The 20,432-nt window shown below is 42.1% G+C and carries 14 protein-coding genes and 1 pseudogene; 7 read left to right on the top strand and 8 right to left on the bottom strand.

The window, feature by feature from the left end; genetic code table 11:
* The first annotated feature begins 23 nt into the window (after positions 1-23).
* From QR722_RS15320 to QR722_RS15300, 5 genes are all read left to right on the top strand, one after another.
* Positions 24-965 carry an FAD:protein FMN transferase gene (locus QR722_RS15320; protein WP_286283801.1) on the top strand — a complete coding sequence of 314 codons (942 nt, stop codon included), beginning with the start codon at positions 24-26 and terminating at the stop codon, positions 963-965.
* Between the two features lie 7 nt (positions 966-972).
* Entirely contained in the window at positions 973-1,851 is an 879-nt protein-coding gene (locus QR722_RS15315; RefSeq protein ID WP_286283799.1) for a DMT family transporter, read from the top strand.
* Between the two features lie 241 nt (positions 1,852-2,092).
* The gene (locus tag QR722_RS15310) at positions 2,093-3,460 is read left to right on the top strand and encodes an alpha/beta hydrolase family protein (protein WP_286283798.1); all 1,368 of its coding nucleotides are present in this window, start codon (positions 2,093-2,095) and stop codon (positions 3,458-3,460) included.
* Complete coding sequence (locus tag QR722_RS15305; protein ID WP_286283797.1) at positions 3,460-4,524, top strand: sensor histidine kinase; 1,065 nt, start codon at positions 3,460-3,462, stop codon at positions 4,522-4,524. Before QR722_RS15310 ends, QR722_RS15305 begins: the two co-directional genes overlap by 1 nt.
* On the top strand, positions 4,502-5,224 hold the full coding sequence (locus QR722_RS15300) for a LytR/AlgR family response regulator transcription factor (protein WP_286283796.1): 723 nt from the start codon (positions 4,502-4,504) through the stop codon (positions 5,222-5,224). The genes QR722_RS15305 and QR722_RS15300 overlap by 23 nt, the downstream gene beginning before the upstream one ends.
* A gap of 64 nt (positions 5,225-5,288) precedes the next feature.
* Here the strand turns inward: QR722_RS15300 and QR722_RS15295 are convergent.
* Positions 5,289-5,780: pseudogene (locus tag QR722_RS15295) on the bottom strand (FadR/GntR family transcriptional regulator); the annotation flags it as partial.
* 552 nt (positions 5,781-6,332) lie between these two features.
* Between QR722_RS15295 and QR722_RS15290 the strand changes: the two are divergent.
* Both QR722_RS15290 and QR722_RS15285 read left to right on the top strand, forming a co-directional pair.
* Complete coding sequence (locus tag QR722_RS15290; RefSeq protein WP_286283794.1) at positions 6,333-7,226, top strand: ThuA domain-containing protein; 894 nt, start codon at positions 6,333-6,335, stop codon at positions 7,224-7,226.
* Between the two features lie 257 nt (positions 7,227-7,483).
* Entirely contained in the window at positions 7,484-11,110 is a 3,627-nt protein-coding gene (locus QR722_RS15285; protein WP_286283793.1) for a hypothetical protein, read from the top strand.
* Between the two features lie 210 nt (positions 11,111-11,320).
* Here QR722_RS15285 and QR722_RS15280 read toward each other — a convergent pair whose 3' ends face one another.
* The 7 genes from QR722_RS15280 to aceK form a co-directional block, all read right to left on the bottom strand.
* Entirely contained in the window at positions 11,321-13,192 is a 1,872-nt protein-coding gene (locus QR722_RS15280; RefSeq protein WP_286283792.1) for a hypothetical protein, read from the bottom strand.
* A 301-nt stretch (positions 13,193-13,493) separates the two neighbouring features.
* Entirely contained in the window at positions 13,494-14,633 is a 1,140-nt protein-coding gene (gene nspC, locus QR722_RS15275) for a carboxynorspermidine decarboxylase (RefSeq protein WP_286283791.1), read from the bottom strand.
* A gap of 36 nt (positions 14,634-14,669) precedes the next feature.
* Positions 14,670-15,872, bottom strand: coding sequence for a saccharopine dehydrogenase family protein (locus QR722_RS15270; RefSeq protein ID WP_286283790.1), 1,203 nt, complete (start codon positions 15,870-15,872; stop codon positions 14,670-14,672).
* A gap of 101 nt (positions 15,873-15,973) precedes the next feature.
* Positions 15,974-16,990 (bottom strand): AAA family ATPase, encoded by a 1,017-nt coding sequence (locus QR722_RS15265; protein WP_286283789.1) that lies wholly within the window; start codon positions 16,988-16,990, stop codon positions 15,974-15,976.
* Positions 16,983-17,600 carry a nicotinamide riboside transporter PnuC gene (gene pnuC / locus QR722_RS15260; protein ID WP_286283788.1) on the bottom strand — a complete coding sequence of 206 codons (618 nt, stop codon included), beginning with the start codon at positions 17,598-17,600 and terminating at the stop codon, positions 16,983-16,985. The genes QR722_RS15265 and pnuC overlap by 8 nt, the downstream gene beginning before the upstream one ends.
* A 118-nt stretch (positions 17,601-17,718) precedes the next feature.
* Positions 17,719-18,654 (bottom strand): 1-aminocyclopropane-1-carboxylate deaminase/D-cysteine desulfhydrase, encoded by a 936-nt coding sequence (locus tag QR722_RS15255; protein WP_286283787.1) that lies wholly within the window; start codon positions 18,652-18,654, stop codon positions 17,719-17,721.
* A 4-nt stretch (positions 18,655-18,658) separates the two neighbouring features.
* On the bottom strand, positions 18,659-20,377 hold the full coding sequence (aceK, locus tag QR722_RS15250; protein ID WP_286283786.1) for a bifunctional isocitrate dehydrogenase kinase/phosphatase: 1,719 nt from the start codon (positions 20,375-20,377) through the stop codon (positions 18,659-18,661).
* Between the last annotated feature and the right edge of the window lie 55 nt (positions 20,378-20,432).

The following is a 20,432-nucleotide window of genomic DNA, read 5'->3' as shown; positions in this document are numbered from 1 at the left end:
CAATATTGTGTGCCCTATTTATTATGCTGAGTGTCAAAGTTCAGGCTAAATGGTACACCGATAGCCAAGGCATCATGGGCACCAATATTCATACCGAAATTTGGTCTGATGATCCCAAGCTTGGTGAACAAGCTGTTGCGGCCGTAATGGACGAGATGGAGCGTATTAATCAATTGATGAGTCCATACATAGAGCAAAGTGAACTATCCAAATTAAATCGTCAGGCTAGTGCCTCTCCAGTGAAAGTTTCAAAAGAGATGTTCGATTTAGTCACATTGTCGGTTGGTTTGTCTGAAGAAACGCAAGGTGCCTTTGATATTACCTTTGCCAGTGTAGGCTACTTGTACGATTATCGGCAAAATCAGAAACCAGACCAAGAAACTATCAATCAGCTTCTTGAAGCCGTTAATTATTGCCACATACGCTTAGATACTGCCAATCAGACTATCTATTTTTCCCATCCCAAAGTGAAAATTGATTTAGGGGGTATTGCCAAAGGTCATGGGGTTGACAATGCTTTATCCATATTGAAGAGCATGGGAATCGAGCATGCGCTAGTCACTGCGGGCGGAGACACTGGGTTGCTAGGCGACAGGCGCGGAAGACCATGGACAGTGGGCATTAGAGACCCACGTAACAAAGACAAACAAGCGGTTATTTTGCCTTTGGAAAACATCGCCATGTCTACCTCAGGAGATTATGAGCGATATTTTGAGCAAGATGGCCAGCGTTATCATCACATTCTATCCCCCAAAAGTGGTAAGTCAGTTTACGAAGTGCAAAGTGTGACTATCATTGGTCCAGACAGCACTTTGAATGATGCGCTTTCCACAGCAGTATTTGTGATGGGGGTACAACAAGGCATTGATCTAATCAATCGAACGCCAGGTTATGATGTGCTGATTGTGGATAACCAACGTCGTTTACATCATTCCAAAGACTTCTACACCCTAACTTCACACTAAGGGCGACATGTTTAGTTTAAACAAAGGTACCATTTTAGTGGTATTGGGAACGATCCTGTTTTCCAGTAAAGCGATTATGGTCAAATATCTTTATCAATTAGGCATCGGCTCCCTCGAATTGCAAACGCTGCGCATGTTATTTGTTTTACCCTTTTACACTGCGATTTTATTGTGGTCGCTGAAAAAGTCAGGGTGGGGCACCTTGAGTGCCAAAGAGTTATTGGGCTGCATTTTGGCCGGTATTGCTTGTTATCATATTGCCAGCTATTTGGACTTGCTCGGCTTACAGTATATTACCGCTGGTTTGGAACGGATCATTCTGTTTTGTTATCCGGCCATTGCGATTTTATTTAGTTGGTTATTTTTAAAAGAAAAGCCCATGCCCAGATTGTGGATTGCACTATTGATGTCTTATGCAGGCATTGTAGTGTTCTTTTATGCGGACTTATCCTTTGCAGGCGATGAAATCTATTGGGGCAGTTTCTTGGTGTTTGTTGCCAGTATTTTTACCGCTTGGTATATGGTGGCAAACCAGCGTTACTCCCGTCAAATTGGCAGTCAGCGTTTTGTGTGTCTGGCGATGATATCTGCCTGTATTACATTATTGATCCATTCCGCTATCGTGGGGGTTGAAGATTTGACTCAATATACCTCGAGTCATTATGCTGGAGTGGCGGTGATAGCCATATTTATGACACTGATCCCATCCTTTATGATCAGTGTTGGGGTCAAACTCATAGGTGCCAGTAAAGCCGGTATTGTTGGTACAGTTGGACCGTTATTTACCATTATTCTATCCAACCAACTATTAGGTGAGCCGGTTTCGTGGTTGCATTTATTGGGCTTACTCTTAGTGCTATTTGGTATGCGCCAGTTGAAAGTGTAGCGTTTTCCGTTCATCTAACAGGCTAAACTTGGCGAACATAGAATAAACACAATTGTACGGCAGCTTTTTTATATCAAGGCTAGCACTTCTTTGATATTTGCACTCACCTATATTGTCTTGCCGGTATTTTATCGTTGGGTTTACCAGTCATCCGCGTTATTTACCGTTAATCATATATTCCACAATCCAACATTTGTTGTCGCTATGCTGGTTACCACTTAATAATCAAACGGACATAATAATGTTTAAGAAAATTGTAATCACACCACTACTAATGATTGTAATGTACTTATCTGCCTTTTCATTTGCATATGCTGATATTGCAGGTTCATGGAAGGGCGAATTAGCCATAGGTGGAACCACTAAGTTACCTTTGATAATGCATTTCACTATCGAAAATGACAAAATTACAGCCACCATGGACAGCCCTGCACAAGGCGCAGCCGACATACCTGTAGATGATGTTGTGGTAAGCGATAACATTAGCTTTAGCGTCAACGCGATTGGCATGTCGTTCGTCGGCAAGCTAACGCAGCCGGACACCATAACGGGTACCTTTTCCCAAGGCAGTGCTAAATTGCCGTTAGTGTTAATCCGTAGCCATGACGCACGACAAGCGTTAAACCGCCCACAAACACCGGTGGCTCCCTTTGATTATGTAAGTGAAGAGGTAACCTTTGATAATACCAGCGCGAACATCACTCTTGCTGGCACATTGACTAAACCTCAAGGCAACGAACAATTTGCCGCGGTAATCTTAATCTCAGGCTCAGGACCACAAGACCGTGATGAAACATTGTTTGGCCACAAACCCTTTGCCGTTATTGCTGATTACTTAACAAAAAGTGGCCTAGCCGTTCTGCGCTTTGATGACAGGGGGACGGCTCAGTCCCAGGGTGACTTTGCCAATGCGACCAGCGAAGACTTTGCCAGTGATGTGCAAGCGGCGTTTGATTTTTTGACAACCAGAGCTGATATTGACCCTAGGAATATTGGCCTTATTGGGCACAGTGAAGGTGGAATGATTGCACCTATGGTAGCAAGTCAGAATAAGCAAATTGCCTTTGTTGTGATGATGGCTGGCTTAGGGGTAGACGGTGTGACTTTATTGACTCAACAGTCGTTTGATATACAAAAACGCATGGGAGTAGATGAAGGTGCGCTGATAAAAGAGCGCCAACAGGACACCCAATTGTTCAAACAAATAGCCCAAGGCATGTCGACCGATGACATTCGTCAATTTCTCATCAATCAACAGGGTCTTAACGAAGCGGATGCAACTAGCAAAGCGCAACAAATGAGCTCTGCTTGGATGCGCTTTTTCCTTAGCTATCAACCTAAGCAATATTTGGCACAAGTAAAATGCCCATTGCTAGCCATCAATGGCAGTAAAGATCTACAAGTCGCTGCATCTGAAAACCTAGCCGCTATTGAGCAGATTTTAACCCAGAGCAATCATCCTGATTTTGTTGTTCATTCACTACCAGGTCTTAATCATTTATTTCAACAAGCTGAAACCGGCTTACCAAATGAGTATGCTACTATCGAAAATACGATGGATATAGCCGTCCTAAAATTGATGGCTGAATGGATAAACGCAAGAACATAATGATGAAAGGTCGTTCATTTACATTTTTTCAAACTATAGGATGGTTGCTGTTCGGCGCCATCAATTTCTTTAGTCGTGCCGCCATGCAGGGAGTACTTTGGTCAGAGTTTGTCTCAACCAGTGTATTAGTTGTCATCGCTTGGGCAGTGTCGAGCGGTTTGCGCCGTTTTTACCGACGCTCAATCACCTCGCAAGTGTCACTCATTGCGCTAGTTTCTTCGGTGATTCTGGCAAGTCTAGTGGCGGGCGTGCTTTGTACCCTGTTGATATTTGTGGCCTTAGAACCATTTGCTAGCACGCTGTATGACACTGAAACGATTTTTACTACTGTGTCGCTGGTGTCGAATATTATCAACTTGAGTTTGGTAATGCTGATTTGGTCAAGTCTATATTTTGTGATCAAGCGCTATCATAAGTACGAACAAATGAAAGCAGATAAACAACAGCTGGATGCCGCGTTAAAACAAGTCAGTTTAGAGTCATTGATCAGTCAGCTCAACCCACACTTTATGTTCAATACAATTAATAACATTAGAGCACTGATACTAGAGGATACCCATAAAGCCAGAGACATGCTGAGTCATCTTGCCGACATGTATCGTTATACCCTCAATAGTCAAGAAAATCACTTAGTCACTTTAGCCGAAGAGTTAACTATGATTGATGACTATTTAGCCTTGATGGATATTCAGTTAGAGGGGCGATTACAAACAGAATTTGAGGTTGAGACACAAAGCAAAGCGGCATTGCTGCCGCGCATGATGCTGCAATTGTTAGTTGAAAATGCGATTAAATATGGCATAGCCACTAAAAAATCCGGCGGAAAACTGGTTTTAATTGCCAAGCGAGACAAAGACCATTTATTTTTGCAGGTGCGCAACAGCGGCAGTATACAAGCTCAAAAACAGGATAGCACTGGGCTAGGATTGAAAAATATCAAACAACGTTTAGATTTACTCTATGCCGACAAGGCATCGATAACCATGAAAAACGAACATTCCCAAGTGGTGGTAAGCATTTTAATACCCTGGAGCACAACTGATGTTGACAGTCGTAATCGTTGATGATTCGCGACTTGCCCGAGTCGAGCTGGTTAATTTACTTGGGCAAATCGCAGATATAGATATTCTCGGTGAGGCCGAAAACGTTGATAATGCCAAAGCGCTTATTGATCAAACCCGTCCTGATCTTGTCTTGCTTGATATCAACATGCCGGAAAAAGATGGCTTTGATTTATTGACTGAACTGACAAGTGTACCTGAAGTGATTTTCACAACGGCCTATGACCAGTATGCCATCAAATCATTTGAGTACAATGCGTTAGATTACGTGTTAAAGCCTGTAACTGCCCCACGACTTGAGCAAGCTTTAGAAAAGGTCAGAGACAAGTTAAAGGTCCGAAACGCACAAGATGATAGTGATCCATTACTAACGCCGGACAGTCAGTTTTTTGTTAAAGATGGCGATAATTGTTGGCTGGTAAAGTTGGGGGAGGTATCTTTAATTGAATCTGTTGGCAATTACAGTCGGTTATATTTTGCTAACAATAAGCCTATGATTTATAAAGCACTGAGTAAAATACAAGCGCGGTTAGCGCCGGGTATTTTCTTTAGAGCGAATCGGCAGCAATTGGTTAATATGCGAGACGTAGTCAACGTTGAGCCACTTTTAAACGAGAGTTTAGAGCTAAGCTTAAAAAATGGCACGAAAGTGAATGTTTCACGCCGACAAAGCGTGGAATTCAAAACCCTGTTTAAACTGTGAGTTTTTCAGCCTAAATGGCTTTTAAAAATGAGGGTTGGGCGAAAAATATCAGTCGCCCTTGCTCTTAGTTTACTAGGTGACTCAATGAGTATAAGTCACGTGTTTGACTTGTTTTTTTACGAACTTCTTCAAGTGCAGCAGCCTCACTCACTACAAACAAAGCGTTAATCAACCGATTGAAGTGCGCATGCATGGCCGATCTGGCTGCTTGTGAATTTCTATCTTTAAGGGCTTGATAAATAGCCTTGTGTTCTTCCAAGCGGTCACGATTGGACTGACTACAGACACCGGCGCAGGCCTGCTTAATTTGCGGTTGGGAATCTCGAAGCGCCCAGAAATTTTTGACCGCAAGTAGGATCGCATTATTCCTAGTTGCTTTGGAAATAATGAGATGGAATTCGCGGTCCGCTTTCTCTGCTTCGACACCAGATTCCATTGCATCGAGTGTTTTCTTTAGGGATTCAAGTTCGACTTCTGTGATAGACACCGATGCTAACGCTGCTGCCTCGCCTTCGACCAGTGCACGGGCTTGAGTCAGCTCGAAGGCACTAATTTTATCTTTCCAATTTGTCAACCAATAAGTTTATATTGGTTTGTTATCGTTATGGGTTGAAGTCGGTTTTATCAATATTTCTCATAGTGTTAGGCTGCACCAGTTTTCGGGAAATTTTATATGATTACTACCGGTGATGTTATTTTATTGTATGTTTTATAAGGTTTTTTTGGCATGTTTTGTAAAGTGATAGATTGTGAAAAGGCGATGTTAAAACCATTTATTCTAATTTTTCTTACCAATAATATGCTGACTCGGTAATAACCACTTCTTGGAATTGGTAAGTGTGTGGCGGGGGTGTGTCAAAATATAGCTATTATTTTTTAATTGGGGATTTCAATATGGGCTAAATTACTAGCACGTTCTACATTATGTATTAGCAAAAAATTCCCCAGTGGCCTAAACCACATAGTTGCTAGACTGAAAATAACCATTCCTAAGTAAAACGATAAGCGAGCTAGATATAGAGGTGTTGAGCTAGTTGTCTTGATTGATTGCAACCTAGGTGTAAACCTCTCTATACTTATTCTAAATCTAATTTAGTGATACTTTTTTATGAAATTACTATATCTGCTGCCAATGCTATTTTTGACCGCTTGTTCTTCACAGGCACCTAAAGCAATATTATCGGAGGCGACAGCTACTGAGACATTTATTGATGAGCCTGTGACCTCAACGGGACGCTATTTCGCTTATGTACCTTCACCTTCTATTTTGATTTTCTCAGAAACGCGAGATTGGCGACATGAAGAAGGAATAGCCGGGGCGAACCTAGCTATCATGAAGGCAGCAAAGGAAATGGGGCATGGTTATTTCACGACAGAACATAGTGGTATTTTTAACGAAAAGGACTTAGCGCGTTTTGATGTTATTGTATTTAATAACATGACTGGCGATGCGCTGACGCCAGAACAAGAACTAGCCTTTGCCAAATGGCAGTCTAAGGGCAAGGGTACGGTTTTATTGCATGGAGCAGGGGACGACTCCCATCAAGATTGGAGTTTTTACCACAATGAATTGTTGGGCGCGACTTTCGTCAGCCACCCTATGGCTCCTCAATTTCAACCGGCACGGGTTGAAATATTGCAGCCCACTCATCCAGTTATGGCTGGTATGCCAAAGGACTTTATGGCAATTGATGAGTGGTATACCTTTGACGCTCCACCGAGTGATGATTTCATTGTTCTTGCCGGGTTAGATGAAAGTACTTATAGCCCTGTCAATACCGTTTATGGCGATCGTTCTGATTTGCGTATGGGGCCTAAACCTGTTGATCATCCAATTATTTGGTCTCGATGCATTGGGGACATGCAAGCACGTGTTGTTTTCAATGCTATGGGACATCGTTATGAATCCTATGAGACTGAAGAAACATTACTTCTATTGAAAAACATGCTGAATTGGGCGGCTAAAAAAACCGATCCACAGTCACAAGGCTGTGCAAAATAGCCAGAGTTTTATAGGTGCGAATTGGAACCTAAGCCTAAAATATAGCTGCTTATCCCATATGTTGGCTATCAGGTGTGCATGTTTGAGTAATCATTAATGCTGATTAGCACGGAAAAATAGCGCCCAGTCAATAAGTGCTAGTCTTTAATCTTTTAATGTTTTACTATTTTTGAGTAATTTTTTCAGCGTAAATGTAAAGGATTGCTTGCTGCAAATTCATTATTTATCGCTATCTGCAGTACATTTAAGGATTATTTATGGCGGTATTATCGCGCTCGCTGTGTATGTTAGTGTGTTCCCTCATCGTTTCTGCTTGCGGTGGAGGTGGTTCTTCAAGCTCAGGGGACGATGGCGGACCCACTGGGAATAATCCGACCCCTAGTCAAATCATTGCGAATGCTCAAGACTATTCAATTACAGAGCTAAAGCGCGCTGCAACGCGATTAATTGATACTCGCTATACAGGTAAAAAAACCACTGCAAGTTTAGATGTTGACCTTTCTCAGCAAGTGTTCAAATACTTATTCGATGATGCGGCAACTGAAACTCCATATGTTGCCGGCGAAAATTTCACTGACCAAGTGGATAGCAATGGCAATATAGATATTGCGTTTTCGTGTTATTACCAAGGTACTGTTAGGTATAAAGGTAAACTTAATGGCGCTTTCCAAGGTAATCTTGCGATTACTTATTCCAATTGTGCGCAAGCTGATAACGGTTTTCCAATCACTGGAAGTGTTGCCCTAACGATTAATACACTGACAGAAACGTCGGTCAATTTAACCTATTATTTTGATAATCTTGGTTGGACATATGATGACCAATTTATCAAATTAACCGGGTATTCAGATTTTATCTCTACGGGTTACACCTATAGTGACAATTATGCTGTAGAAAATAATCAATATGTCTTGTTTAGCATAGATGATCAACAGTTACTCCTTGACGCCGAATTAGACATTACCACTATAGATTATCAGGATTCGGTTAATTTAACTGGCGAGCTTTTTATCGGTGAAAAAGGCAAGGTTGCTTTTAGTCTAGAAGATGTCGAAGGTTTCCCCCCTTACATCAGTAGCGGCAATGTATTGTTGAGTGCAGATAAACAAGTTACTTTTGATTTTGGTTCAGCAACGGATTCCAATTCTGATTTTATTCGCTATCTTGAAGATAACGATGGCGATGGTAATTATGATGTAGGCGCTTACTTCGTTGATATATACGAACTGTTGAATGGTTCTGTTTCAACCAAACAACTGGTAGCTCTTGCTCAAATGTCGATTCCACCATCAGTTGGCAGCCCGTACCTTTCAAATTACGGCGATATAAATACAACCACAGCAATTGGCGTTGAGGCTGGTTACTATAGCGATCCGGATAATAGTAATGATGAACTAGTGGTTAGTTATCGTTGGTACATTAATGATCAATTGGTGAGCAATCAATCAAGCAATACTTTACCTCCATATCTTGCCGTTTACGGAGATAGTGTGAGAGCAGCGGTTGTTGTATCTGATGGCATCAATAGTACAGAAAGCCCATCCTTGTATATTTATCTACAGGATGCACCCGCAGAAATAAAAATCAGCGACATTCCTGAGGTTATGAAATCTGGTGATGTCGTACAATTTCGTGTGACCTCATATGATCCTGATATTGATATGGATGAAGCTGCGGGCACATTAGTCGCTGGGCCAGAAGGTGCGGTAATTGATGGGTATGGCTGGGTTACTTGGAATGTGCCAACAGAATTTCTATTTCCATTTCAGATATATGATTTTACCTTTTCTTTACCTAATGAAGGAGACGGCGACGCTGAAAAAATAGTGGTACCCATTGAGGTCGAATCTGATGTGGCTATGCCAATAACACGTTCGGGTATCACGGTTCCTGCCAATAATAAATCCATGCATGTGGGCGATTTTGATGGTGATGGCATTAATGAAGTATTGTCTACCAATAGTACAAGTAGCGTTTTCCTACTTGAATTCAAAGATGACAAATATCAACAGAAATGGGTATATCCGTTTAAACTTCCCACCAAAGGACGGATAGTTCAAGTACTAAAGGCAAATCTGGATGAAGATGCTCAACAAGAAATCGTCGTAGTCACCGAAAACGGTGTCAATGTTATTGATGGGTTGGATAAGCAAGCGACTGCTTTATTTGAGACCACGGAATACATCACATTTGCTACCTTAAAAGATATTGATAATGATGGGATCCCTGAAATGGCTTTCCTCAGTTCTCCAGAGACATATTCTGATGGTTATGAGTTGCATGTAGTGTCTTTAAATGCACCTGAATTGGAGCTGTTCACTACCAATGTTGGTTCTGCGAAACAAGTTGAATTTGCAAATGTCGATGACGATAACAATTTGGAATTAGTGGTAAATAATGGTCGAGTTTATGATGCCGTTACATGGGAAAATCAGTGGTTTAGCGGCACTGAGTTTGGCGATGCTAATATTGCTTTAGGTGACTTCAACGGTGACGGCATTGCAGAAATTGCCGGTGCAGATCGTTGGGGAGACGTTAGCATCTATTCAGCAGTAGACAAATCTCAATTGAGTAGTTTTAGTAATTTCAATACCTGTACCCTACTTAGTGAAGATTTGAACAATGATGGTACGGATGAACTTATCGTCGGTGATTGCCAATGGGGCAACATCACCGCTTATAATCTGCAAGGCAACCAGCTAGCTGTATTGTGGGCAGTAAACATGCAAGATCACGGCTCTACGTCTTTAATGAGTGGCGATTCAGATAACGATGGAAAATTGGAATTGCATTGGGGGACAGGTGTTAGTTCGTCAGGAAAGGATAGTTTTATTGCCGCTGATATTGAAATTGATAGTGCAACTATCAAAGATAGCTCTAACGCTGTTCAGTTAGATAATTATAGCAGTGCTGGTTGGTCAAATATTACAGAAAATAATGAAAAGGCAGTGTTTTTTATTCCATCAACTCAAAGTGGATATCAAGGAAGCCGCATAGTCACATTGGATGAAGATGGGTCATATTCACTCAGCGATGAGATTTCTTCAAACTGGGATGGTAGTAGACACGCAGTCACAACTGACTTTAATAACGATGGTTTTGGCGATATTTTTGTACCGAGCACAGATCTTTATGATGGTGCATTCTCCGTTATCCAGCTATACGATAACAGCACTATTTGGCAGGTTACCGGTGATTATGATTCTACCATTGGAGTGATTCAAGCCAATGATTTAAATGCAGATGGTTATGATGATGCGTTATATGCTGATGGGCGTGTTCTTAATGCAATTGATATAGAAAACCAGACAATAATAGCCAATTATACCTTTGATAATTACATAAATGATTTTGCTTCAACAAGGATCAACAACACTGCAGTTGTGTTGGTGTCTTTTGCTAATAAGTTATCTTTTTTGATCAGAAATGGAGCGGTATTCTCCGAAAAGTCCTTTATTGAAAAATCTTGTAGACGCATGGCGTTATTCAACTTTGACAATGATGCCCAATTAGAACTTGCATGTCTTGAAGTCGATCAATATTCATCGTCTTCGCAAACGTTAGTTGTGTATGAATTGAACAATAACACTTTTACTGAAGTTGCTCGTAACTTAGCAAATAGCTATATTTATGATTTAGTTGCTGATCCTAGTACCGATGAAAATCAAAACTTGTTTGTCACTACTTCTAAGCGGGACCGTCTCTATGATAACTACGATAACCTGTATCAAATTAAAAAAATGACATCGCAGGGCAATGTCATTTGGAGTAGCCCTGGCTTAGTCGGGGAACCTAGTTCATATGGGTTGAAAGTAAGAATGGGCTCTAATCAAAAATTAGAGTTTATGCTGTCAACATCGCAAATGATGTATTGGATTAAGTAGCTTATTTGACATTAGGCCCTAATCACAGCGCGGCACTTGTACTCAGCGCAACTACTAACATACTTGACTTTACGTCAGGTATTTATTAGCCCCTACACTTTGGAATGCAACCGCTTGCTGTAAAGCCGCCTGCAAGTTAAAAGGCGGCTGACAAGCCTATGAGATAGTCAGCGCCTTTAAAACCCTTCTGGGAGCATATGCGCCGCGCAATTACTGCTTAACATCCTTATCAGCATCGTTACGTAAGTAACCCGCCGCTTCATCATCTTTAGATTCCAGCTTTTCATTGCTTTTATCTTCGGGTAAAAATCGGCTTTGTTGATTAACTTGATGAATGGTGCTGGCATTTTGTAAGTCGGCTTCATTGGTTATGGAAGCAATCGATTCTCTGCCTTTGAGGAAGTCTTTAATCTCTTTAACTATGGTATCTAGTTCATCATTGTTCTTAGACATACCCATAATGTAACGAGAAGACTCAAGATTGCCCGAGCCACTGGTGGCAAAAATAGAAGTATTTAACCGCGAGGTGATAATCCAAGGGGTAATTGAGCTTCGCACTACGACGTTCTCAGAACGGGTAGAGTCGTGAATTGCCATACCGGTAGAAATTCGCGATTCAGTATAGGTGCCTTCTGTCTTAAGGAACATCAATAATGATGTGAAATGAATTTCACCCCAAAATAAATGCGAAGCATTGTTTAATATTTTGCCGGTAGCTTGAAAAGATAGCCAACCAAATAGGCTGAATAACCCAGTGTTAATGAAGCCCGCAAACTGAGTGACAGCAGACGAACTGGATAAATCACCATCTATCGCATTCAAGAACACTAATGCGTCAGCCAAGTTAAGGGTGAAATAAGCAAAAAAGGCGAATGCGACTAGCACACTAAGTTGCGCTAACGCAGTGGATAAGACCTTATTCGCAGTTTTGTAGTTTACTTTGTTTTCATCGGCTAAAATCGGCTGGGTTTCGACCAAAAGTTCTCCCGCAAAACTCCCTTTACCCTCGGCTTGTTCTTTCAAAGCAGGATCGAATTCACGGTATATGCGGTTAGGAATTTCTTTGTAGCGTCTATTCGCCAGTACGATATTTTCAATATTGATAAATATTTCATTCGGGTGCACGCTTTCTTGCATGTTATCCCGATACTCGCTGACTTCAGTTTGTGGTGTCACGGCTTTCAATCTAGTGTTTAGATTCGGCACCACGCCAATAATCACAAACAGGATGGCAACTAACAATAAGGCAAAATTTCCCCAAGCACTGAAAATAGGCACTGTTTCAGTAAAGTTCTGTACTTGAGCAGATGTCCAACCGGTTAATTCGTCAAGGGCAAAACCCATAAACACCGGTACTATGATGCTTAATGCGATCACCGCTCCAAATGAAACACCTCCGCTGGCATTGGAGGTTTTGTTAGCTTGATTGGTAATGGAGTTAGCTGTGCTGCGCCACATCATAATCAAGTAAAAGAACAATAGTATCGACAACACAGGCATCGTAACTTGTTTCGCTGTCTCGCCAGCCAAGCCAGTACTGACCACGAAAAATACTACTAAAAATGACACGAATGCAGTCAAAAAATTCAGAGTAAGGGCGCCTAATTCTTGCGCTAAGTGTCGCAATGGATTAGGCAAAAAAGTAAGGTTAGGGGAGAGCGAATGGATCAAGCGAGAAATCCAGCCAATTGGCTCAGCAAAGGTTGTATTCTTGCGCCCCATTAACATCGAATGAAGTTTTGCATCATTGTAAAGCAATGCATTTTTTTCCGCTTTGGCGGTATCTTGCTCTGATCTAGAATAATTATAGGCTAACGAGGTGGGAACGGAACGGCCGACAAAATATCTAAATAGCTGAAAGATGCCGATACCCGTATGCCGCACACCACTGGCAAGTAAGATAAAGCCGAGGATGGCATAGGTATAGCTGTAAATCGGCTGTTCTTTGAGAGTCGATGCGACATTAAGTAATGGGATAATTCCCGAAATAGCAAGTAACACACCGGTCGCTACTCGAAATTTACCTTCGGTCTTAAAAGGGTTTTTAATTCCTAATGTTTGTGAGCCAAAATCATAGGCCATATTATTTTCTTTCCATAGTTTGAGTGAGTCAATTTGTACGATGCATTGTTTTGACCAGTGGTGAATGAACTTGACTAGGGTTCACTGGATTGTCGCACAACAATGTCATTTTGGATTTTAGGTTTATTCCAGACTTATTCATTCGTTATATCAAACATTAGCTTTGACTAGCGAGCGAAAACTGTAGCATATTTCAAACGGATTATTGCAGAAAAAATAGTGCTCGATAGTAACAGATAGAATACACACAGCGGGGAGTGCAGGCTTGATTCGATGGCCAGATGTGGCGTAAAAAAGCCGATTAAGATAATCGGCTTTTAAAGTCTTCGTAATTAAATTGCCTAATCAATTCAAACTCCCCGTTTTTGCGCAGGATACCAATTGACGGGTGTTCAACTCCGTTAAAAAATGTCGTTTTGACCATGGTATAGTGAATCATATCTTCGAATATGATCCGGTCCCCTTGTTTCAGGGGATGATCAAAACTATAAGTATCAATCACATCACCGGCGAGGCAAGAGTTGCCACCCAATTTATAGGTAAATTCTGTTGCATTGGCCGGACCGGCATTACGTACTTCGGGGCGATAAGGCATCTCTAACACATCGGGCATATGGCCGGTGGCGGAGATATCCAAAATTGCGATTTTGCCTTCATTCTCAACAATATCGACAACCTCTGATACCAAAGTACCCGTTTGCCACGCCACAGCCGAGCCCGGCTCCATAATGATCTGCAAATTGGGATAACGCTGTTTGAACCCTTTTAAGGTGGCAATTAAATGCTCAACATTGTAACCCTGCTTAGTCATCAGATGACCACCGCCCAAGTTTAACCACTTAAGCTGGGGTAACCATTTTGCAAAGCGTTTTTCCACCGCATCTAAGGTGCGCTGAGTGGCATAGGAGTCACATTCACACAAATTGTGTACGTGAAACCCTTCAATGCCGCTCAAGTCTGCATCTTGTAAATCTTTAACCAAAACACCTAAGCGAGAGCCCGGTGCACTTGGATCATACAATTCGGTTTCTGCTTCTCGGTGCTCAGGATTAATTCTCAAGCCAGCAGAAATACCGCTATCTAATACTTGCTGCTTATAGCGCTGCCATTGGCTCAGGCTATTGAATGAAATATGGTTAACTAACCTCAGCAATTCATCCATGTCTGATTGTTTATAAGCCGGAGAATAAGCGTGGACTTCCTTGCCCATCTCATACTTGGCTAATTTAGCTTCCCATACTGAGCTGGCGGTGCAACCCTTGAGATATTGGCCAACCAAATCGAACGTTGACCACATGGAAAATCCTTTCAAGGCCAGAATAATGTCAACGCCTGCTTCATTTTGCACGCGCTGCATTAACTGCAAATTGTTTTCCAGCTTCTGTTCTTCACATACATAACAGGGTGAAGGAATGTTTGGATTTAACATCGGGTCACTCAAGTGGTTACTCCTGCCTGTGGCTTAAAATTGGATAAATTACTTTTTAAACGGACTCTGGTCACATTCTATTACATGCCATGGCAAACCATGTTTGTTAAGCATATCCATGAACGGATCAGGATCAAACTGTTCCATGTTCCAAACACCTTCCTTCTTCCAGGTGCCGTTAAGCATCAAGGCTGCGCCTATCATCGCTGGAACGCCAGTCGTGTAGGAAACCGCTTGCGCGCCCACTTCTTCATAACATGCAGCATGGCTACAATTATTGTAGATAAAGATGGTTTTCTCTTTGCCATCTTTAATACCTGTGATGTAGGTTCCGATACATGTTTGACCGGTATAACCTTCTGCCAGAGAGCCTGGGTTGGGCAACACTGCTTTAAGGAATTCCAGCGGCACTATTTGCTGTCCTTGGAAATCTATCGGCGCAATGCTAGTCATGCCAATACCTTCTAACACACGCAAATGGTTAAGGTAAGCATCGCCAAAGGTCATCCAGAATCTGGCACGTTTAAGTGTAGGGAAGTGTTTGACAATAGATTCCAATTCTTCGTGGAACATCAAGTAAGATGCGCGCACGCCGATATTTTGGTAATCAAGATCTTCACGTACTGACAAGGGATCAGTTTCTTTCCATTGGCCATCTTCCCAGAAGCGTCCACGTTGGGTAATTTCACGGATGTTGATTTCTGGATTGAAATTGGTCGCAAATGCTTGTCCGTGATCACCGCCATTACAATCAACGATATCCAAATAATGGATTTCATCAAAGTAATGCTTCGCCGCATAAGCGGTATACACGTTAGTTACACCGGGATCAAAACCACTGCCGAGCAGAGCCATAATACCTTTTTGCTTAAAACGTTCCTGATATGCCCACTGCCAAGAGTATTCGAACTTAGCTTCATCTTTAGGTTCGTAGTTAGCCGTATCCAAGTAATCTGTGCCGGTTGCCAAGCAGGCATCCATAATCGGCAAATCTTGATAGGGTAGTGCTAAGTTAACCAATAAGTCTGGTTTAACCTTGTTGATCAATGCTTCAACTTCACTGGCATTGTCTGCATCTATAGCAAACACACCTTTTACGCGATCCGCACCTACTTCAGCCTGCAATGCCTCACATTTGGAGACAGTTCTGCTGGCCAGATAGATTTCGTCAAAATGCTCAGGTAAGCGCGCACATTTCTTTACCGTTACGGCTGCGACGCCGCCAGCACCAATGATCAAAACACGAGACATATTCGGTTCCTATTAATTGATAAAAGTATAAAATTTCGCGCATGCTATCACTGATAATTTCATACGCAAGACTGGACTTAAAAAATAGTCGTTAAAGTCGATTAATTCCAATCCGTTTCAGTTTGACCTTGGTGTTGATTTTCAAGGTGCTCTAACGCCTTACTGACGATTTTTAAACGTTGCTGCAAATCACCTTTGGCCAATATGTATGGCTTATTGTGCTTGTGCATATAATCGATTAAAAACTGCTGGAATTCTTTGCGATTCGCATCGCCTGAACGCTCCCAAGTATCATCATAAGGAATCGAATCGTCACACAATACGACCAAATCATAACGTTGCCAACTTTGTTGGGCTAATGCTTCCAATTCAGGCAAAGCTTTGCCGTGATAATGCAGGGCAAAGTGCCAAGTAGTAAAAGCATTGGTATCGCATATCAAAAATTGATTCGCATGCTTTAGCTGTTCATCTTCCCATTGATTTTGCATTTGAGCGATATGTAATAATTGTTCTGGAGACAGGCGCCTATCGACTTGATGCTCAAGCCAGTATTCACGTCCGTATTCTTCTACCCACTGGGTCTCATATCGCTTCGCCAGTGCCGCCGCCAAAGTTGACTTTCCTGTCGACGGCGCACCGAGTAAAACGACTTTTTTAAATAAATCCACATAAACCTCGGTAGATAAGAAATGTTTGTGTTGAATAATATTCTGTCGAATCTGAGTTGCACTAATAGGGACATGCTCTCTGTGCATGTCTACTCGAAAGTCTTGGCAGTTGAGCGCTTTGGAAACATGTTCTCCATAAGGCTCACTACTGAAAAAGTAATCAAACTTATAATCTTTTAGCAGGCTCGACAAAAAACGGTTTTGAATATCCATTATCTGCTGTGTATAACCTTGCACTTGGGGGCCATTTTTGGCCTCTATAACCGTCACTTGGGGAAACAAAGCCCGGATCCAATTAGCGCGATGATTAAGGCTAATGTGCGCAAGCTCTTTACAGGGATAAATCACAACAATCAACTGTTTAACATGTTCAAGGGCTGTTCGGATCAAATATTCATGACCTTTGTGAAAAGGTGCGAATTTGCCTAAGGTAAAACCAACATCAGTCAAGGGCAGCTTTCCCAGCGGTTTTCTGGTAACTATTGTACCATTGCCACTGGCCAATGCAGGCCATTACTAAAAAGCATAAATACAATGCGGAAGTGGGATAAAGGCCTTTTTGCCAATAAATCCAAATTGCCACGATATCGACCACTATCCAAAAACTCCAATTGAATAATTTTTTATGGGACAACAACCATTGGGCAACTAGACTGGTGCAGGTGGTAAAGGCATCAAAATAAGCAAGACTGGCGTCAGTATAGGTATTCATTAACCAACCCAGAACGCCAGTGCTGAACAACGCCAACACAATGAAAAAGGCATAATGCTTGGCCTTGCCTTTGTCCACTATCACTTGACCGCCCTGATCCAAGTTTCGTGACCAGATTAGGTAGCCATAAATTTGGAATCCAACATAAACCAGATGTAAAAGCATGTCCGAATACAGTTTTACACCGTAAAATATCCAACTGTATAAACTGACCTGAATGAGACCAAACAGGAAACACCAAATATTGCGCTTTATCAGCAAGTAAACACAAATAAAACCGCACACTGTGGCTAGCCACTCTACTGGTGAAGCACCAGCAAACCCAGCTAACCATTCTGACCAATTCATTGTATGTCCACCTAAACCCCTTGGCTGATATTTTATTCTTTATTATTCAGACTGTTACAAACCTAGTTGTAAATATCAAGGCTTACGTACATTCGGAGTCTTGCAGAACGATGCTTGCTCAGTTTCGATTCCCCTGCATTCCACCTGTGTGTATGGCTAAAATTTTGCTGTTGGCCGGGAAGTATCCCTGTTCAATCATCTGCTTTAAAGCGAAAAAGAGTTTACCTGAATAGACAGGTTCAACTTTTATATGGGTGTCTTGATAAAAATCCTCACAGAAACTGATTAACTCAGGTGTTTTCTTGGCGTAACCACCACAATGGTAATCATGTAAAATCTGCCATTGGGCTGACAAGGATCTGTTTTGCGCTTCAGGCAATAAGTCCTTTACTAGGTGTTCTAGGTAATCTTGGCCTTTGAGTACAGCGATACCCAGAATTTTACTGCTTACTTGTGCAATTAGATCTATGCCATGGACCAATCCAGCCATGGTGCCGCCACTTGCCACCGGCGTGACTATGTAATCGTAGCTTTGTTGTAGCTCATTGATGATTTCTGCACTGCCATGCAAAGCCTGCTGCTGGGAGCCGCCTTCTGGGATAATCACGGGGTTGTCAAACTGCTGTTTAATACGGTTTAAATAATCCTCATCATTGCGTTTTGAGTAGGTTAGCTTGTCGACAAATTCAATTTTTGCCCCCCATTGTTGGATGTCTGTCAGCATAGGAGTCATATTTTTTGAGTAATCTCCTCGGACTATGCAACGCAGCGGCAGTTGAAGTTGCTGACAACAATAGGCTAGTGCATGCAGGTGATTGGAGTATCCACCACCAAAACTGATAATCTGACAGGGTTTTTGCTGCATTATTTGCTGTAACGCTAAACCGAGTTTTCGCCATTTATTGCCAGAAATAATTGGATGGATTAAATCATCCCGCTTTACCCATAACCTGACGTGTTGCTCATTGTGCCACGCTGGTGAAATCGCCACTTCTGCGGAGGGAAGACTGATCCCTAAGGTGCGCTGCAATCTGCTTAGCTCGCCAGTTGACAAGTGATTAAGCCTCCACTGTGGAGCGAATAAAACGTTTACTTTCTGAGTAGGGTGAAAAATGCAGCACTTCACCCCTGGCGGCGCGTTTTTGAGCCGCTATCCAATATTCGGCTGTCATCAGGTCAGGATGAAGCTCTTTGAGTAAATCTTTAAGTACGCGCTTGCCGACAATAAAATGCTCGAACTGCTCTGGGAAAACGTCCTCCGGCGAGACTGACAAGGTATCTATAGCAAAGGGGTCATCTGATTGTGGCAATTTACGAAATGTCCGTTGATGCATCCAACAGATTTCGTCGTAATCGTAAAATATCACCCGACCATGACGAGTCACCCCAAAATTTTTATGTAGCATATCGCCGGGGAAGATATTCGCTGCGGCAATTTGTTTGATACACAAGCCTAAATCATCGATGGCATTATGAATTTTTTGTGGGTCAGTTTCGTTTTGTAAAAATAAATTGAGCGGTGTCATTTTTCGTTCTATATAAAGATGCTTAATGATTAATTCATCATTCACCACTTCAATATTTTTACTAGCCACTTCCTGTAGCTCTTTGAGAAGTTCAGGTTCAACTCGCGCTAGGGGCAAGCGGAAGTTTACATATTCATGGGTATCGGCCATGCGTCCCACGCGGTCGGTCATTTTGACCAATCGATAGCATTCTTTTACTTGTTCGCGGGTGACACTCTTACTCTCGGGAAATTCATCTTTGATGATTTTGAACACCACTCCGTATGAGGGAAGATGGAAGACCGCCATCACCAGCCCTCGCACACCTGGTGCAATAGTGAATTTGTCGTCGCTGTTATCCATATGTTGCAAGAAGTTACGGTAAAAGACGGTTTTACCGTGCTTGTAGTGACCGATTGCCATGTACAGCTCGAAATTTTTTTTATTCGGCATCAGTTCTTGTAGGAAGGCGACAATTTCTGCTGGATAAAGAGTGTCAGCCATGAAATAGGCCCGGGCGAAGCCAAAAATCACGCTCAAATCTTTGCGTTCTGTTAGCAGTGCATCTACTTGCAGTTGATTATCTGCGTTAACCAATAATGCAATAACAAAAGGCATTGTCTCATCTGGCATACAGATACGGCCAATCAGATAGGCGGCCTTTCCGCGGTAAAATACTGGTTTGAGAATCTCGACTGTGTGCACCATAGCCAGTTGCTGAGTATTTAACCGTCTACGTAAGGCTTGGTCTAAGTTTTCTAAATCTAAGGCTTTATTTTCAAACTCAAGGGAAAAGCGATAGATAGATAAAATGGAGGTCATCATTGACCCCACAGTGCCGCCGGTATCAAAGCTGTTGACTATTTTACTGCGGTCCTGACCTGCGATGTAACAGCGACTGGGCAAGATGAACATGATGTCATCGTCAATTTTATTGTGTTTATACACTCGACCAATAACTGAATTGTAAAACGTCTCTGCGAGCTCGTATTGGGGGTGTTGCTCTAGTTGTGCAGCGAAGTGGCGTTTTACATCCTGCCAAAACTCCAGCACCTGTTGATGTGGATTGACTAATGTGTAAAGCTCAGCGACAGTATCAGACAGGCTTTGTTCATAAATTGAGATGCGCTCTTTGACAGCAAACTGGGCTGCTTGCCATTGAGCCTGTTCAAAGCGGGATTTTGCTCCGGAGGTAATGCGGCAAAACCAGCGGTAATTTTTTTCAAAGCCAGTGAGAATTAGATAAGCAACGCGTTGTTGAATTTCGGGCATAAGGTTTTGTCAGCTACCGAGGTTACAGGACAATATATTTTGCACCATAAAACAA

It is taken from the genome of Aliiglaciecola sp. LCG003, from assembly GCF_030316135.1.
GTDB lineage: Bacteria > Pseudomonadota > Gammaproteobacteria > Enterobacterales > Alteromonadaceae > Aliiglaciecola.
This window is presented reverse-complemented; position numbering and strand designations above follow the sequence as displayed.

Bases quoted from the DNA above. Each gene is read 5' to 3' on its own strand.
- QR722_RS15290 (WP_286283794.1), top strand. From the start codon at position 6,333: ATGAAATTACTATATCTGCTGCCAATGCTATTTTTGACCGCTTGTTCT.
- QR722_RS15300 (WP_286283796.1), top strand. From the start codon at position 4,502: ATGTTGACAGTCGTAATCGTTGATGATTCGCGACTTGCCCGAGTCGAG.
- QR722_RS15285 (WP_286283793.1), top strand. From the start codon at position 7,484: ATGGCGGTATTATCGCGCTCGCTGTGTATGTTAGTGTGTTCCCTCATC.
- QR722_RS15270 (WP_286283790.1), bottom strand. From the start codon at position 15,872: ATGTCTCGTGTTTTGATCATTGGTGCTGGCGGCGTCGCAGCCGTAACG.
- pnuC (WP_286283788.1), bottom strand. From the start codon at position 17,600: ATGAATTGGTCAGAATGGTTAGCTGGGTTTGCTGGTGCTTCACCAGTA.
- QR722_RS15305 (WP_286283797.1), top strand. From the start codon at position 3,460: ATGATGAAAGGTCGTTCATTTACATTTTTTCAAACTATAGGATGGTTG.
- QR722_RS15280 (WP_286283792.1), bottom strand. From the start codon at position 13,192: ATGGCCTATGATTTTGGCTCACAAACATTAGGAATTAAAAACCCTTTT.
- aceK (WP_286283786.1), bottom strand. From the start codon at position 20,377: ATGCCCGAAATTCAACAACGCGTTGCTTATCTAATTCTCACTGGCTTT.
- QR722_RS15320 (WP_286283801.1), top strand. From the start codon at position 24: ATGCTGAGTGTCAAAGTTCAGGCTAAATGGTACACCGATAGCCAAGGC.
- QR722_RS15310 (WP_286283798.1), top strand. From the start codon at position 2,093: ATGTTTAAGAAAATTGTAATCACACCACTACTAATGATTGTAATGTAC.
- QR722_RS15315 (WP_286283799.1), top strand. From the start codon at position 973: ATGTTTAGTTTAAACAAAGGTACCATTTTAGTGGTATTGGGAACGATC.